The organism is Microbulbifer maximicatervae (SeqCode), from assembly GCF_052467825.1.
On the sequence record NZ_CP174327.1, the window covers coordinates 2,630,645 to 2,645,793 of the forward strand.

At 43.1% G+C, this 15,149-nt stretch carries 16 protein-coding genes; 5 read left to right on the forward strand and 11 right to left on the reverse strand.

All coding sequences use genetic code 11. The annotated features are described in order from the left end of the window. Window positions 1-379: 379 nt before the first annotated feature. The 3 genes from ACJJII_RS11605 to ACJJII_RS11615 all read right to left on the reverse strand — a co-directional run bounded on the left by ACJJII_RS11605 (window position 380) and on the right by ACJJII_RS11615 (window position 3,330). Window positions 380-1,399, reverse strand: coding sequence for a cytochrome-c peroxidase (locus ACJJII_RS11605; RefSeq protein WP_444916295.1), 1,020 nt, complete (start codon window positions 1,397-1,399; stop codon window positions 380-382). A gap of 409 nt (window positions 1,400-1,808) precedes the next feature. Next, complete coding sequence (locus ACJJII_RS11610; RefSeq protein ID WP_444916296.1) at window positions 1,809-2,186, reverse strand: hypothetical protein; 378 nt, start codon at window positions 2,184-2,186, stop codon at window positions 1,809-1,811. Window positions 2,187-2,367: 181 nt separating this feature from the next. Then, window positions 2,368-3,330 (reverse strand): GlxA family transcriptional regulator, encoded by a 963-nt coding sequence (locus ACJJII_RS11615; RefSeq protein ID WP_444916297.1) that lies wholly within the window; start codon window positions 3,328-3,330, stop codon window positions 2,368-2,370. 115 nt (window positions 3,331-3,445) lie between these two features. Between ACJJII_RS11615 and ACJJII_RS11620 the strand changes: the two genes are divergently transcribed. Then, window positions 3,446-3,994 carry a cysteine hydrolase family protein gene (locus tag ACJJII_RS11620; protein WP_444916298.1) on the forward strand — a complete coding sequence of 183 codons (549 nt, stop codon included), beginning with the start codon at window positions 3,446-3,448 and terminating at the stop codon, window positions 3,992-3,994. A 192-nt stretch (window positions 3,995-4,186) separates the two neighbouring features. On the opposite strand, the gene ACJJII_RS11625 is transcribed toward ACJJII_RS11620, so the two are convergent. Beyond that, entirely contained in the window at window positions 4,187-4,504 is a 318-nt protein-coding gene (locus ACJJII_RS11625) for a cupin domain-containing protein (RefSeq protein ID WP_444916299.1), read from the reverse strand. A 222-nt stretch (window positions 4,505-4,726) separates the two neighbouring features. Between ACJJII_RS11625 and ACJJII_RS11630 the strand changes: the two genes are divergently transcribed. Then, the gene (locus tag ACJJII_RS11630) at window positions 4,727-5,197 is read left to right on the forward strand and encodes a helix-turn-helix domain-containing protein (protein ID WP_444916300.1); all 471 of its coding nucleotides are present in this window, start codon (window positions 4,727-4,729) and stop codon (window positions 5,195-5,197) included. 70 nt (window positions 5,198-5,267) lie between these two features. On the opposite strand, the gene ACJJII_RS11635 is transcribed toward ACJJII_RS11630, so the two are convergent. Both ACJJII_RS11635 and ACJJII_RS11640 read right to left on the reverse strand, forming a co-directional pair. Further along, complete coding sequence (locus tag ACJJII_RS11635; protein WP_444916301.1) at window positions 5,268-6,422, reverse strand: serine hydrolase domain-containing protein; 1,155 nt, start codon at window positions 6,420-6,422, stop codon at window positions 5,268-5,270. 733 nt (window positions 6,423-7,155) lie between these two features. Beyond that, window positions 7,156-7,923 carry a helix-turn-helix transcriptional regulator gene (locus ACJJII_RS11640; protein ID WP_444916302.1) on the reverse strand — a complete coding sequence of 256 codons (768 nt, stop codon included), beginning with the start codon at window positions 7,921-7,923 and terminating at the stop codon, window positions 7,156-7,158. 59 nt (window positions 7,924-7,982) lie between these two features. On the opposite strand from ACJJII_RS11640, the gene ACJJII_RS11645 reads away from it, so the two are divergent. The 3 genes from ACJJII_RS11645 (at window position 7,983) to ACJJII_RS11655 (ending at window position 11,678) form a co-directional block, all read left to right on the forward strand. Continuing rightward, on the forward strand, window positions 7,983-8,378 hold the full coding sequence (locus ACJJII_RS11645; protein WP_444916303.1) for a DUF4345 family protein: 396 nt from the start codon (window positions 7,983-7,985) through the stop codon (window positions 8,376-8,378). Between the two features lie 283 nt (window positions 8,379-8,661). Next, on the forward strand, window positions 8,662-9,381 hold the full coding sequence (locus ACJJII_RS11650; protein ID WP_444916304.1) for a class I SAM-dependent methyltransferase: 720 nt from the start codon (window positions 8,662-8,664) through the stop codon (window positions 9,379-9,381). 350 nt (window positions 9,382-9,731) lie between these two features. Further along, a complete protein-coding gene (locus ACJJII_RS11655; RefSeq protein WP_444916305.1) occupies window positions 9,732-11,678 on the forward strand; it encodes an aconitate hydratase in 1,947 nt (648 codons plus the stop codon). Between the two features lie 56 nt (window positions 11,679-11,734). On the opposite strand, the gene ACJJII_RS11660 is transcribed toward ACJJII_RS11655, so the two are convergent. The 5 genes from ACJJII_RS11660 to ACJJII_RS11680 form a co-directional block, all read right to left on the reverse strand. Beyond that, the gene (locus ACJJII_RS11660) at window positions 11,735-12,751 is read right to left on the reverse strand and encodes a patatin-like phospholipase family protein (RefSeq protein ID WP_444916306.1); all 1,017 of its coding nucleotides are present in this window, start codon (window positions 12,749-12,751) and stop codon (window positions 11,735-11,737) included. A gap of 284 nt (window positions 12,752-13,035) precedes the next feature. Beyond that, window positions 13,036-13,395: a hypothetical protein gene (locus tag ACJJII_RS11665; RefSeq protein ID WP_444894962.1), complete on the reverse strand. Its 360-nt coding sequence runs from the start codon at window positions 13,393-13,395 to the stop codon at window positions 13,036-13,038. A 20-nt stretch (window positions 13,396-13,415) separates the two neighbouring features. Next, the gene (locus ACJJII_RS11670) at window positions 13,416-13,988 is read right to left on the reverse strand and encodes a hypothetical protein (RefSeq protein WP_444894961.1); all 573 of its coding nucleotides are present in this window, start codon (window positions 13,986-13,988) and stop codon (window positions 13,416-13,418) included. A 53-nt stretch (window positions 13,989-14,041) separates the two neighbouring features. Next, the gene (locus ACJJII_RS11675; RefSeq protein ID WP_444916307.1) at window positions 14,042-14,410 is read right to left on the reverse strand and encodes a hypothetical protein; all 369 of its coding nucleotides are present in this window, start codon (window positions 14,408-14,410) and stop codon (window positions 14,042-14,044) included. A gap of 177 nt (window positions 14,411-14,587) precedes the next feature. Then, the gene (locus ACJJII_RS11680) at window positions 14,588-15,061 is read right to left on the reverse strand and encodes a LabA-like NYN domain-containing protein (protein ID WP_444894959.1); all 474 of its coding nucleotides are present in this window, start codon (window positions 15,059-15,061) and stop codon (window positions 14,588-14,590) included. Window positions 15,062-15,149: the final 88 nt, after the last annotated feature.

Consider the following 15,149-nt stretch of genomic DNA (forward strand, 5'->3'; position numbering starts at 1 on the left):
TTTTCTTAGTCCCTTATGGAAAATTTCACTATCTATAAAGTGAAAAGCACATAAAGTAATCTGATGACTGAATGCCCAGGTATTGAACAGTAATTTAATGGAACTCTCTCAAGTCGGCGGCTGAAGGCTGTACATTTCCCTTCGTATTTCATTTTATCGGCTTGATATAAGTATTAGTGGAGCGCTAGACATTATAAGTTGGTCGGTAACCAGGAAACCATTTAGTCTATTGGCTGCTATCTCTGAGCGTGGTTTAAACACAAAGTAACCGCAGGGTTGAATGGTTACAAGTTATCAATGAGCTAGTGACTGGAAACCCGTGAGCTCAGCCAAAATTGATTAGAGCGAAAGATGCCCACCCCGAAGGGTGGGAAATAGTTTAATGAGCTTGATGTTCTAAAGCGTTTAGGAACGTTGCAATATCGTTTACCTGTTGTGTGCTCAATTTCTGTCCCAATTGGTACCAAGCCATATCGTAAATTGCCTGCTCAATGGTTTCTACACGCCCGTCGTGGAAGTAAGGAGCGCTTCTGCTTACGTCGCGTAACATTGGAACTTTAAACATCATTTTATCATTCTCAAGGCCTGTAACTTTATAACGACCTAAATCTTCTTGGTGTGGATATTGGTTGACCAGCCCCATCTTCTGGTACATGTTTCCACCCAAGGTTGCACCATTGTGGCATGCTGAACAACCAGTGTTGATAAAGGTTTGCAGGCCCTTTAACTCACTTTTTGTCATAGCCTGATCATCACCATTTATAAAATCATCAAAACGATCATTTGTAATCAATGTGCGCTCAAACGCAGCTATGGCCTCAGCAATATTGTCGTAAGAGATAGCATTCTCTTTACCAAAGGCGTGTTTGAAACTTTCTTGATATTCGGCAATTTTTGAAATCTTTGCCTCAACAGCCTCTTCTGAAGGCATTCCCATCTCTACAGGGTTTAGAATTGGACCTTTGGCCTGTTCCTTCAGGTCCTCTACGCGACCATCCCAAAATTGAGCTACCTGGAATCCGGAATTCCAGACCGTTGGAGAGTTTCGGTCACCCTTGGTGCCAGGTAAAGCTCCCGGTGATGTCGCTTCATTGTCAACGCCCGAGCCGTTGTAGTTCCCTACTTGATGGCAGCTGTTACAGGACTGGCTATCATTGACTGAAAGCCGTTTGTCCATGAACAGTGTTCTTCCAAGCTCAACCATCGCTGGGGTGTCATTCTCACTGCCAGGCATAGTTTCTGAGAGAGTGCCGAACATAATTTTTGATTGTTGACGTAATTGATTTATATCAACTTCGGCCGTTGCCGATACAGTTGTTGATAGCAAGCTTGCTGCTGCTATCAAGCCGCCAATGATTGGAAGCTTGAGATCTCTTTTCGAAAAAATTTTCTTAATCACTTTGGTATCTCTCCCACATCTCAAAAAACAATGACAACTAACCTATTTTTAATCAAAGTTAGGCGGCGCCACTATATAGGGAAGCTCGTTCGGCTGATACCATGATTTAACAAAAAAAGCTGTGGGTTATTAGAATATCCAGAATTGGTCACAAAATATTTTTTCAAATACTATTCAGAACTTGACCTATACATTGAGTGAACTGGATTTGGCGAGGAAATGTAGGATTTAGGGGATAGCTATCAGTATCTCTAAAGAGAAATGATTCGTATTTCTGCTAGCCGGTTGGTGGTGTAATATCTACTCGAACGATAAATGATTCCATAACTATCTGAATGTGGTTAAATTTTTAGGTAGGACCTTTAGGTTTTAGGAAGCTTTTAATCTTATTGTTATATCTGGATAACTTTTATATTGGTCTACGTATTCTAAATAGAGGCGTTTCGCTACCTATCAAGCTGCCGGGCTTAATAAGAGTCTCTTCGATTATTCCGCTGCAAGGGCTGGGCAGCTCAATTGTGTAAGTTCCAAAATCAGCAACGAGTATCGTTTGTCCACCGTAAATTGGATAATCAACACCAACCATGACTTCTACTACCTCACCAAGTTCTTTTGGGCGGACTGAGCCCGTCAAAGGTTCTTGTTTGTGTGGAATCGAATCAAAAGAGGGTGCGCGTACAATTCCGTCTGTTGGAAAGCGTTCTTCCTCTGGGGATATTCTTTCGCCGCTTTCAATGGAACTTATACCAAGAGCACCATTTATATAATTAAGTATGAATTTCCACATATCTCTCAAGGTTATATAGTGTGATCTGATTGTGCATTAATTTTACTTTAGATAGGCCTTATTTGTCTCGGATAGCTGAGGATTCTTGTGAATAGTGAATCATCGTCAATTCTTCAATCAATGTCTGTACCGGCTTTGATTACTTTCTCAATTAGCACGACTGATCAACCTTTCCGGAGAATTACATTTTAGAGCCACCTGAAAATCTCTGTCGATACTCCCTAGGGGAGAGTCCGGTCTGTTTGTGAAACATTTTTCGGAATGCGCTGACGTCCTCATACCCCACTTGCCAAGCGATCTGTTCGACTTGCAATGTGCCTGTTTCCAATAGTTCGCGAGCTTTTTGTAGACGTTGTTGTTGAAGATATTCGGCGGGTCTATAGCCGGTAACCTTTTGAAATCTTCGTAGAAAGGTGCGTTCGCCCAGATTGGCGAGTTGAGCCATCTCTGCAACAGAGATTGGTTGTTGATAATCCCGGTGAATTTGCTGTTGTACTTTTAAAATTGCTTTATCGCCATGATCTAGAGGAGCTAGAAAACTGCGGTAATAACTTTGATAACGGGTACCCGTATCCACCAACAGGAAACGTCCCAACTCCATAACTATATGGGGAGGCATGTATCGTCCGACCAGATGTAACCCAAGGTCAATCCAAGACATTACACCTCCTGCGGTGACAACATCCGGGTCTGCAATCAGGATGGAATCGATATTCGGCTCTATATCCGGGAACTTCTGCTTAAAGGCATCGGCCAGTCGCCAGTGAGTGGTCGCCTGGCGTCCATCTAATAGTCCTGCGTCGGCCAACATAAAAGCCCCAGCACAAGCGGAGCAGGTTACGGCCCCCTCTTTGTGCCGCTTTAACAACCACGTACTGACATCTTTCGGTGGCTCCATGTACTCCTGACCTTCCAGTACCGGCGGTACAATAACGATATTTGGGTCTTTAGCGGCCCCTTTTTTCTCGGGTATGACTTTTCCGTCATTAATTAGCCAGCGTGATACCTCAAATAGCGCCTTGGGTTCTGGAATTGACTCCTGACAAATGTGGTTTGCGGTTTGGAACAGGTCGATTAGGCCATAAGTTGCAGACTGAGCCGCTCCGGGGATCATCAGTATTGCAATGTGGATTGTTTGGGTCACTAGCCCCCCCTGTCAGTTCTTGCCCGTTTTATGTCGGTCTTGCCACGCCTGTATCTTAGCCCATCGCCCTAAGATGCGCTTGTACATTTCAAAGACACAACCAAAGGACAATCTTATGAGCAAGACAGCGCTAATCGTCGTCGATATGCAAAACGACTACTTTGAAGGCGGAAAGTGGACTCTTGAAGGCATTGGCCAAGCATCAGACAAAGCCGAAAAAGTGCTGGCTGAGTTTCGCAAAAAGCAGTGGCCAGTTATTCATGTTCGCCATGAATTTCTCAGTGAGGATGCTCCATTATTTATTGCCGGTAGTGAGGGTGCGAAAATTCATAAAAGCCTTCTGCCTGTTGAAAGTGAGCCGGTAGTACTCAAGAATGAAGTTAACAGCTTCAAAGGTACGGATCTCAAAAAGCACTTGGATGAGCTAGGTGTTAATAAATTGGTCATTGTCGGTGCGATGAGCCATATGTGTATCGATGCTATCACCCGAGCGGCAAGTGACTTTGGATATGAAAATACCGTTATTCATGATGCCTGCGCCAGTCGGGACATGTACTTCAATGGTGTCGATGTTCCCGCTGCACATATACATGCAGCTTATATGGCAGCACTACAATTTGCTTATGCAGAGGTTATCAGTGCTGACGAATACTTAACGCAGTAATTAACTCGCCTGCACTTTAGCGTTAAGCCACACACGATACTGCCATACCTTTATCGAGAAGGACTTTAGGCTTTATAAGCCTAAAGTCCTTCTTCAAGCTGCATGTTCAGCGCTATTTCATGATAAATTACACTGCATCTACAGGTTGCCGACTAGGCTTTTAAAGCTCTTAGTTTATGTGCGTGTAGAGATTTAGATTGTTTTATCTTTAAACCAAAATTCAATTTCATCTGTTTCGACTTCAAAAGTCGCGGAGTGCTCTACATTTGCCGGTACGTGGTACCACTGTCCAATGCCAATCCGTTGGGTGACACCATTCATGGTGAGTATTAGTTCCCCCTTTGTGATAACGCCATGATTATCTGTGTCATGTGTATGGGGTGGAATAAACGTTCCAGCTGGATATGATGCGAAAAGAACATTACTGTTTTCTGCCTTAAGCTTGTAAGCATCAAAGCGACCATCGTAGAGAGGTAATTCCTTAATTTTACTTGGATAACTGCCTGGCATCTCTGCTTCCTTGTTGAGTGCGTATAAAATAGTTTTGGGCTAAAGGTCCTGTAGGTAGAGTAAATCACCACCCTTATAGTTCCAAGACTATCTTTATTATCTTTGTAGTTGGATTTTTGATCTGTTCCTAGATTTCCATAACAACCGACACGCTTGGCAATAGCGAGGGAGGCCAGCTGGCTGTAGGCTAGTAAGCTTCCATACAAATAAGCCAGGAACCTCATGGGAACCCGTACCAACCAGCTGAGCTTAAAAGAACGATACCAGATTGAGGCTTTTAATCGGCAGAGCTATTCAGCTCGAGCCATTGCACAACACGTCCATAGATCCAATAAGACCACCTCTCGCGAGCTTGGTCGTTGCAGCCCCTACTGTGCCGAGAGTGCCCATCGTCAGGCACTGCAACGGTGGCAGGGAGCTCTTAAGCACAGCAAGCTCGACTTTGCCATGCAGGTACAAATCGACTTCCAGCTAAAAAATGCAAGCCCTGAACAAATTGCTGGGCGAATGCGGCTTGAACGGTGTACTAAAGCGGTTAGCTGTTCAACAATTTACCGCTGGATCCGTCGACTTAACTGGAGGTCACGTCTGCCAAGGAAAGCCAAATCTTATTGTAAACGGGCAAGTTCTTATGCAGGCGTAAAGCTTTTTCCAAAGCGCATAGATATTTCTGATTCGCACTACCGACTTTAATTAATTATCAAATATATATCCCAGTCGCCGCTGGATTGCGGACATGTCAAGACAAGTCTGCTTTTTAGGTTCACTCAAATGGTTTTAGGCGCTCCATAAGAAGGTTGCGAATATCTTCCATTGATTTTTTTGCAGTATCATCAGCGGAGTTCATCGCGATTAGAAAAATTATGTTGTTCTTCGGCATGATATGAGCTTCGGTGAGCCAATAGAGGTTACTACCGGTGTGTGTAAGCAGCAATAACTCTGGATCGTAAAATGCCCCCCAGCCCAGTGCGTAATTACCATTTACGGGTGAGTGTAGTTTGCGATAAGTTTCGGACTTCAATAATTTACCGCGGCCATGTACGCCATTGAGTTGGTCTTCTGCGAAGAGAGTCCAATCTTTAAGAGAAATATTGATTGTGCCGGCGGGGCCGAGCGCTTGAGGATTATCACTTTGTATGTCAGCGGGATCGAGTGGTACGAGCTTGCCCCACCAGGTTTTTTTATGACCGCGCGGTTGGTCCAACTTGCCAGAGGATCCGGGCGCAGCAAATCCAGCATTTTTTATGCCGAGCGGAGTAAAGACCTGTTCCTTGATGAGATCCTCCCAAGTCTTGCCTGTTCGTGCCTCGGCGATGGCACCCGCGATAATGTAACCGAGATTGGAGTATTTAAATGAACCAGTTGCGGATGTAGGTTGCATTGCAAGGTAACTGCGTGCAACAGCAATACGCTGCGCCCGAATACTGGGTACCGACTCAATTAAGTCTTCAAATTGAGGAAATTCATTATCGTCGGTCAGAGATGGTAAGCCCGCGGTATGACTGAGCAATTGCGTGATCGTAATATTGCGGTAAGCGGGGTCCATATTTTTTGCGAAAGCGGGAAAAGAATCAGCGAGTGTATCCTCAAATCGCATGACACCTTGCTCAACTAAGCGTGCGATCATTGTTGCAGTTAGCGCCTTGGTATTCGATCCAATATGCCAACGATCGTCGATAGTGGCTGGTTCCATATGACCATGTGCACGAAAACCGTCTGCAGCTATAGCAGCGGTCTTGCCATCGATTTGAATCAGCGCGGCGACGGCTGGAAGATCGTTTTTGTTACGTGCTGTGGTAAGTGTCTGCTCTAGAAATGTCTGCAGCGCTTCGTCTGCACGTACAGCAACGGTTACTGCTAAGAGTGCGATTGTAAGAAATATCTTTGAAATAATTTTTGTGTGCCGACTATGCATCATGATAAGCCTGTATTTAAAGTAACTTGAAAACTGAGTCAGATCTTAGTTGCCGCTAAAAGTAGTACGAAATTTCGAGGTTATTGGCGTACTACTTCGATTTCTGACTGGATCGCTTTGTTTAAGTTCCTAAAAAGTATGCATTTGTGAGGGGGAAATTCTATTCAGAAGAGTGTTTGTGGTAATTTATACTGTAATTGTGATGTTTATACCCTTCCAATATCAAGAAGCTGTTTGTAAAAAGCTTGTAAAAGAAGTTGAGGGTACAAATAGAATAAAAATCATTTGATAGAGTGTCTTTTAAAAAATATCAAATAATTCATTTAAGTAATGCGTTTATAAGATTGTTGGAAATAGTAAATTGTTGATGGTCTGCTATATCTATACCAGATAAGCCGCAGTAGTAAATACCTGCGTACAACTTTAAGGGTCTTCTAGAACTTTTCTTATTGATAGATTTTGAGAGTGGGGAAGCCAGCTGCCCGAAGGCAGCACTAAAAAGTAATTACTCAGTCTAAGCCCAGTTCTTGCTCAATTTGGGCTTTGCGCCAACCGGAGTAGTCAGAACGTAGTTTTGATTCTTTGGTGTTATCAGCAATAATGGCACGTTTCATACTGGGTCAGGTTAAAACGGCCAAAATTATCGGAGCGATCACCTGAAAGACCTTGGGCGGGCCTATCAGAATTACTTATACTGTTCTAAGGTAGTTTTCGATGAAGTTTAAACAAAATGACCTTAAGATGGAGGTATTTTATCTCTCTTATTTTTAAATTCAATAAGTGGAATTAGCTTGAAGTCTTCATTCAGAGCCTGAATTTTCCTAAACCTGTCACAACGAAATACCCGCATATCCTCACGGAGCTTATCCCAGGCGAGGATGTACCATACGGGATAACTAAGAAAGAGGTAGTGGGGTTCAATAGTACGTAGCGTTTCTTTTCCGCTTTCGTCACAATAGGTGATCTTTATGCGTTGAAGCATTAAGAAAGCCTGGTGGAGCTTCTCGACAGTTTTACGCTTTGGAGTTAAGAAATTTGAGAGCACAACCTCGGAAGCCGATTTTCCGATGATGATACGTGCCTTTATACCATTCACTTTACTTTTCATGGACGGTGAAAAGGAAGCCATTACCTTGTGGCGGATGCTACTTAAGTGTGCCATAAAGAGGGGGGATTTCATCTGTTCAGCAATAGCCAAACTGATCATCAGGTCAACAGCCTCTGTATAGTTTAAGTTGACACGACCAACGCCCCAGCGCTGGTCCAAACGGATTCCACCACCGCGCCCCACATCTGTTTCAATCGGCAAGCCTCGGCTTCTCAACACCTCTATATCTCGATTCAGCGTCCGAATGCTAACGCCCACTTCCTTGGCAATTTCACCAATCGTGATGGGTTCGTCCGACTTTAATCGGGCGGTGATAACTTCAAGTCTATCTATTCGTGAGAGGGTAGATGTTCGCATAGTTATCAAAATATGCCATATAGTGGCATATTTATCCATAACCTATGCCTCGTTCGGTGATATTGAATGATTACAAATTGATTGGAGGTTTTGGGTATATGGCGAAGGCAACTATTGGACGCTGTATTTTAGGTATCTTAGCCCTGTTTTTTATGGGGACTGGATTGGTGCTTATGATTAGTCCATCTGTCATGCTGGCCCACACATTTATCGGGCCTATTGATTCTGTGAGTGGGCTATCGAGTATTCGCTCTCTTTGGGGTGGGACAACAATCGCAATTTGGGCAATGGTTCTTCTTGGAGCGATAAGATCTAACGTGGACCATATTATGGTTGGATTTATTGCATTGATGTTGATTCTAGTTGGCCGATTAGTAGGCTATTTTATTGATGGATCTTATCCAGAATTTATCCCTACAGTGGTCCCAACAATTGTGGCTGCTGTCATTATGATAATTGCTTGCAAGCTCATGGCACATACTGTGGATGTTTAAATATCGTTTTAAGTACAATCTAACCAAATTAAAGATAACAAGTTCTAGTTTGCTTAATTTGCAATCTATTTTGGAGAGGGATACTTAAAAAACAAATTTTCATATTGAAGTAATTTGTATTGCAGGAAATACTGAGATACGCAGGCAGAATATCTTAATAGGTATTCTGCCTGTACCTACTTTTTACCTAACATAATCGATATAGATGTTGAGCAATAGGATAGTGTAGAATAAGTTGTATTTTATATCTATGTTCAAAACAAAACGGTTACCCAGGTAGTGATTGGTTAATTTAAAGAATGAATTATCTGGTCAGTATTCTATTTTTGACGCTGAAGGAATAGTAATGTCAAAAGATCCAAAGCTCGTTGCTGAGCAGCTTAGAAAACCATCTGGTACATTGGCTTCAGAAACCGCGCAGCAAATGAACAAAGCGAATGAAGCAACGAACCTTGCCGCTTTAACAGCTCTCAATGTGGTAGATGGTGATTCTGTTCTAGAAATTGGTCCTGGTAATGGCAAATTTGCAGTCGACGTAATTCGTAAGGGATCTTGTGTCCGCTATACCGGTATTGATTGGTCGAGCGATATGGTTGCAACCGCAAAGGGTCTAAATTTTGAATATATAGAGTCAGGGCAAATGGACTTTTTAGTTGGTAGCTCAGAAAGCCTGCCATTTGCCGATAAACAGTTCGATAAGGTTCTAGCCGTACACACAATATATTTTTGGGACACCCTAAAAACTCATCTTGCAGAGATCTCCAGAGTACTAGCACCTAAAGGAAAGTTATGCCTGGCTTTTGGCGATAAATCTTTTATGCAAAATCTACCATTCACTCAATATGGATTCAGGCTGTTTGGTGAGGATGATATTTGTGCCCAATTGTCTGACGCTGGATTTAAAGTTGTATCCCGCGGGAAGCATAGTGAGTATGGAGAAAGTAATACAGGGCAGCTTGTGGAGAAGAAAATTAATATAATTGTGTGTAAGCTGAATCCATAAGCAATTGCCAATCTTGCGAAATAGTATCTTTCCAAAGAACACTTTTTATTTTGGATGATTAAATATAAGTACTGGATTGAATTAAATCTCTATCTACTAGCGCCCCCCTATCTAGGGTATGTTGCAGCATATACTCAGTCATGTGTCAGACATTACAAAACTGAGGAAGTAAACGGTTCAGGTAGCGCTAACGTATGTTAGGGCTACTAAGAGTCCAGGGGTATAGCCTTGGCGCTTACATAGTCCTGCAGCTATAACGGTGCTTCAGCCGAGGAAGCTAGAGCTACAATGATCAAGATCTAGTTACATCAATACTAGAAAGCTCCAGCTCACTCACCGGGTATCCCTTTATGCCTATGAATCTTGCGCAGAAACTTATCCAAAGCCACCTCGTGAGTGGATCAATGGAGCCTGGCAGCCCAATAGAGATAAAGATCGATCAGACGCTAGCTCAGGATGGGACGGGAACACTTATTATGTTGGAGCTTGAGGCACTTGGTTTGTCTCAAATCAAGACTGAGCTTTCAGCACAATATGTAGACCATAACCTGTTACAGACGGATTTTAAAAACGCCGACGATCATATATTCCTGCAAAGTGCCTGTCGTAAATTTGGAATTTGGTTTTCGCGGCCCGGTAATGGTGTCAGCCATCCAGTACAGATGGCTTGTTTCGATGTTCCTGGTAAGACATTACTTGGCGCCGATAGCCATACTTGTGCAGCGGGTTCTATGGGGATGCTGGCGATTGGAGCCGGTGGCCTACAGGTAGCAATGGCCATCGCAGGCGTCCCTTTTGCACTGAAAATGCCCAAAATACTCGGTGTGAAGCTCGAAGGTGAGCTGCCGCCATGGATTAGCGCTAAGAATATCATTCTGGAAATGTTACGTCGGCAGTCTGTTAAGGGCTGTGTTAACAAGATTGTTGAATATTACGGCCCCGGCCTGGATAAATTGACAGCGATGGATCGTCATGTGATTGCCAATATGGGGCAGGAAATGGGCGCTACCACCAGCGTCTTTCCTGCCGATGAAGCAGTAAGGGCTTTCCTAAAACAGCAGCATCGTGAAAACGACTTTGTCGAAATGAAGGCCGATGAAGGTGCTGGTTATGACGAAGAAGATACTATCGATTTATCAAATCTCGAGCCGCTAATTGCTTGTCCATCAAGCCCAGACAAAGTTGTGACGGTCCGTGAAGTGGAGGGCCGTCCTATCTATCAGAGCTATATTGGCTCTTCTGCCAACCCAGGGTTGAGAGACTTTGCGATACCTGCACGCATGGTTTCAGGTCGCCGAATAGCCGATGACGTTTCCTTTGACATCAATCCAACCTCACGTCAGTTACTCGAAGAGCTCAGTCGGAGTGGAGATCTGACAAAATTGCTACAAGCGGGAGCTCGCTTGCATCAAACTGGGTGCGGTGGCTGTATCGGCATGGGGCAGGCTCCCGCCAGTGGCGGTATCAGCTTGCGCACGGTCCCACGTAACTTCCGTGGCCGCTCAGGCACCGCAGACGACCAAGTCTATTTATGCAGCCCCGAAGTGGCCACTGCCAGTGCGTTAAGAGGGGTGATCACTGACCCTCGTGACCTGGATATGGATTACCCCAGCTTCCATGAGCCGGAATATCTACCTGATATACGTCCGTTATTGCAGCCACCTCAAGAAATCCCAGTAGCAGTTGAGTTGATCAAAGGGCCAAATATCAAGCCCCTTCCTGATTTCGAAAAGCTACCGGAAGTTTTAACTGGCCCATTATTGCTGAAAGCAGGGGATAATGTTTCCACTGATGAAATATTACCTGCTGGAGCAGAAATCTTACCGCTGCGCTCAAATATCCCCGCCATCAGCCGCTATACATTCTCACGAATCGATGAATCATTCTATGATCGGGCAGTGAAGCTCAATGGAGACTGTTTTGTTGTCGGTGGTGAAAATTATGGACAAGGCTCCAGCCGTGAGCATGCGGCGGTATCTTCACGTTTTCTTGGGGTGAGGTGCATAGTTGCAAAAAGTATGGCCCGTATACACCGGCGTAATCTTATTAACTTCGGTGTGCTACCATTGCTATTTGAGAATTTTGATGATTACAATCTTCTTCAACAGGGGGTAGCTCTTGAAATTGACAATCCAATTGCACAGATAAAGTCAAGCAGTTCAATTAAGTTAATAATTAAATCATCAGGAGAATGTATTAACTTGCGGAGTGATTTGGCTAAGGACGAAATTGAAGTGTTGGAAGCAGGAGGTATGATTAATCAGGTAAGAGAAAAATACCTAAGCTCTAATAAGTAGTATGAATTTCTATAGCTGTAATTTGATAAAGTCAACGCTGGTCCCGATCGGTAGCATTACTGATACCTATGGCTTCCTTGGTTGTTGACTAATATAGTAGCTATTTCTTCCAGCTCTTTATCAAAATACTCTGCATTCCTTTCTCCCGCTTTTTTTAACTTCTTCAGGTTTTCTGGTGTCGCATTGTCCATAGATGAGTCAGCAGCGTAAAGCTTTGGTTGTATCCGGTAGTAATTTGAATTCTCTACGGTAGAAGAAATTTGCTTCATATAGTAATGAACCATTTGCGCGCTTCCATTTACGGCGATATCAATGGCGGGCCTTGCCCAATTGAGTATCCCCCAATCTTTAACCTCCTTGTATTTGTATCCTGAAAGTTGCCTGCCAGTACCCAGAGATACAATAACCATATCCTTCATCCCAGAGACCCCGCTGAATTTGATGGCTTCGGAGTAGGCGCATAAAGCAGGATCACTGGCTACCATGCCGCCATCAATTAAGACATATTTATTGTTGGATGGAGGTAGTGAAAAGATGCGTGCTGGCACAAAATAGGTTGGTACCGCGGTGCTTCCCAGTAGAAGGTCTTTAACCAGAAAGTCTTCATTCTTTACTATGGCACAATGTTGCCTAAAAATGACTTGTTCCCGTTTTTTGATATTATAGGAAACAAAGCAGCAGGGCTTTAATAGATTACTAAGTTTCATTTTCCCAAAGAATTGCGATAAAACCCTGTCCAACTCCATGGAACAGTACTTTTCCTCCTTCAATAACTTTAACTTTTCTAGAAAAGGCCATGAGCCTGAGCCAAATACCTTCTCGCCTTCCTTAAGGTAGAGGCTGACAGCATCCTGGGCAGAAAATTTTGGTTTTCCTTGCTTGTTAGGACAGATGTAGGCGGCACCTAATATTGCACCGGTACTTGTTCCGGCCACCAGGTCGAAGTACTCGCCTATCCTGGCGTCAGGATTGCCTGATTTCACCTTTAGCTTGTGCTCAAGGGACACCAGTATCTGGCCAGGCAAGATTCCCCGGATTCCTCCACCATCGATAGAAAGGATTCTGATAGCCATTGCCTTCTGGTTCCGTAGATTGTACGCGACTCTAGAAACATAGCATTTGGTAACAGGGGTAATACTTCATATACCCTGAATACCACTAAAAAAGCATATAATATCAATAAGTTAGGCGCACCTATCACCATGCTGAGTTTATTAATATGGTTAAGGTAAAGAAACTAATATAAGGATTGATAGGCATGGGAATTAGCGGGTCTCTGAGCTGACGCCTAAAGCTCAACGGCTAGAGTCTCGTGGAGTTAGTCGGAACATAAAAGTAGATTCTTACGCAACGCCGATTACTGTGCACCGGTGCAGCCGTTTGAAGTCTCTATGGTATATTTGGCGACTCTTACGCTATTTTTATAAGTGATGCTTGCAATACAAACCGTATCACCTGGGTGTAGGTTCATATCGCTGCCCACATCAATCACCTTGCGATTCTTCAGCTCTACTTGATATTGGTATTTTGGTATGTGAGCGGCATTGGAGCGACCAATATAAAATTTTGATTTGATTGTACCATTTTGCTTTACAACCTTCTCGGTGTTACTGGCCAGGTTAATAACATGAAGTAACACCAGTAATAGAAGGAGAACTATTAGGCTAAATCCTTTCCACTCCCTAAAGTAAAATAATAGAATCTTGAGTGTTCTCATTGAGTATATATAAAAATAAATTATTCCTTAATTTCAGAGTCAAGTATATTTAGGAGAAAATTTGCAGTTTTACTAAAGTCCCTTTCCACATCGGGAGCAACACTTAGTCCATTCCAGCGCTGAACGGTCCTTTTTTGGCCTCCATAGGCAGCCTCAATATAAACGGTCTCCCCATCGAACCCCAAAGGGCATTTATTAGGTTCGGAGGAATCTATTTTCGTTGATAATTTTGGAGGCTTGGCACAGTACAAATCAATTAATCTATCATAACTTTCTAATTCAAAGAGGTTGAGATCCTTAAATTGGGAAACCATGTCCATGTACTGAGATAACGATAGAGGATATTTACCATTTACATCTAGTGTCCCGTCATGGCGTTGGTAAACCGTTGTTATCTTGGCTTGTCCGAATGATGGAGCAAAAACAATACGAAATCCTGCAACATACTCAGGACTTAGGCCGCATAGTAGCTGAGCATTGAATTTTTTGAGCTGATTTTTATAGCGATCTGAGTCTCCGTCGCTAGTACAATTTATACCTCCTGCAAAAACTGCTGCGGGGATAAATGTAATCAAGAGTACCAATATACGCATAAAATCTCTAAACGGTACCATTTAGCTTTTCTAGTTTTTGACTATGGGGATTGTTAGGGAATCTTATAGATCACATACTGACGCCCACGATAGTCGATACCTTCTGAAAGGTAAAGCCATCTTGATACGGCGACTTTAACGGGGGTATCCCATGCTTTATCAGATGAACCTTCGATCTTTATTTCCCCAGGAACAAGACCTCCACCTTCAGACGTCGGTTTCTCTACCAGTCTAAAGGACACGACTACGCATACGGGTAAGTTCCTGTTAGTGCCTATCGGACGCAGTGGTGCGACCTTTATTACTGGGTTGGCTTTAGATTCAGGAATGTTGAGATTTAATTTAGGGCAATTATTTACATCCCCTCTTGCTATAGAAGCCATAGAGAATAGGGTCAAAATTATAACTAATGAGTTCTTCATTTGTTGACGCCTTGAGCCTTACTAAGGTGTTATTAGATAGTATAAAAGCCAATAATAGACTTGTCTGTTGACTAATAGCATAGGTATTTGTTCTAAAATCACATAAGTGACTAGATGGTTATTTTGAGCGAAATTTCTTTAAGGCCACTGAACACCAGTTAGTAGCCTTGGCTGTTATTACAGCAATAACCTATCTTCAATTGGAGTGAATTTGCTCGCCGCATTAATTAATGCTCCAGCCGTCAATTCCGGAACACCATATACTTCAACTTTCTTGCCTCTATCTAACCTGAGCTTGTGGGCAAGAATGTCAAAGTCGCCATCTCCTGACACTAAAATCACTGTATCTACCGAGCTTGAATATTCCATAGCATCAATAGTTATGCCCACATCCCAGTCGCCCTTGGCTGAGCCGTCGGATCTTTGGGTGAAGGGCTTTAATTTCACTTCGAAACCAATCGACCTTAAGATGTTTTGAAATTCATACTGTTTTCTATCACCACGGTCGATGGCGTAAGCTATGGCTTTAACAACTTTTTTACCCCCTGTCACCTCCCGCCAAAACTTGTTGTAATCAAAGTTTCGTTTATAGATTTGTCGACATGTGTAATAAACATTTTGCACATCAACAAATATGGCAACCTTTTCCATTTGGGAATCCAGTTATTATAAAATTCTGAAATTGACAGTGAAGTTATGATCTGCCTGCACCAGGGTGGATGCATTAAGCCACTAGTTT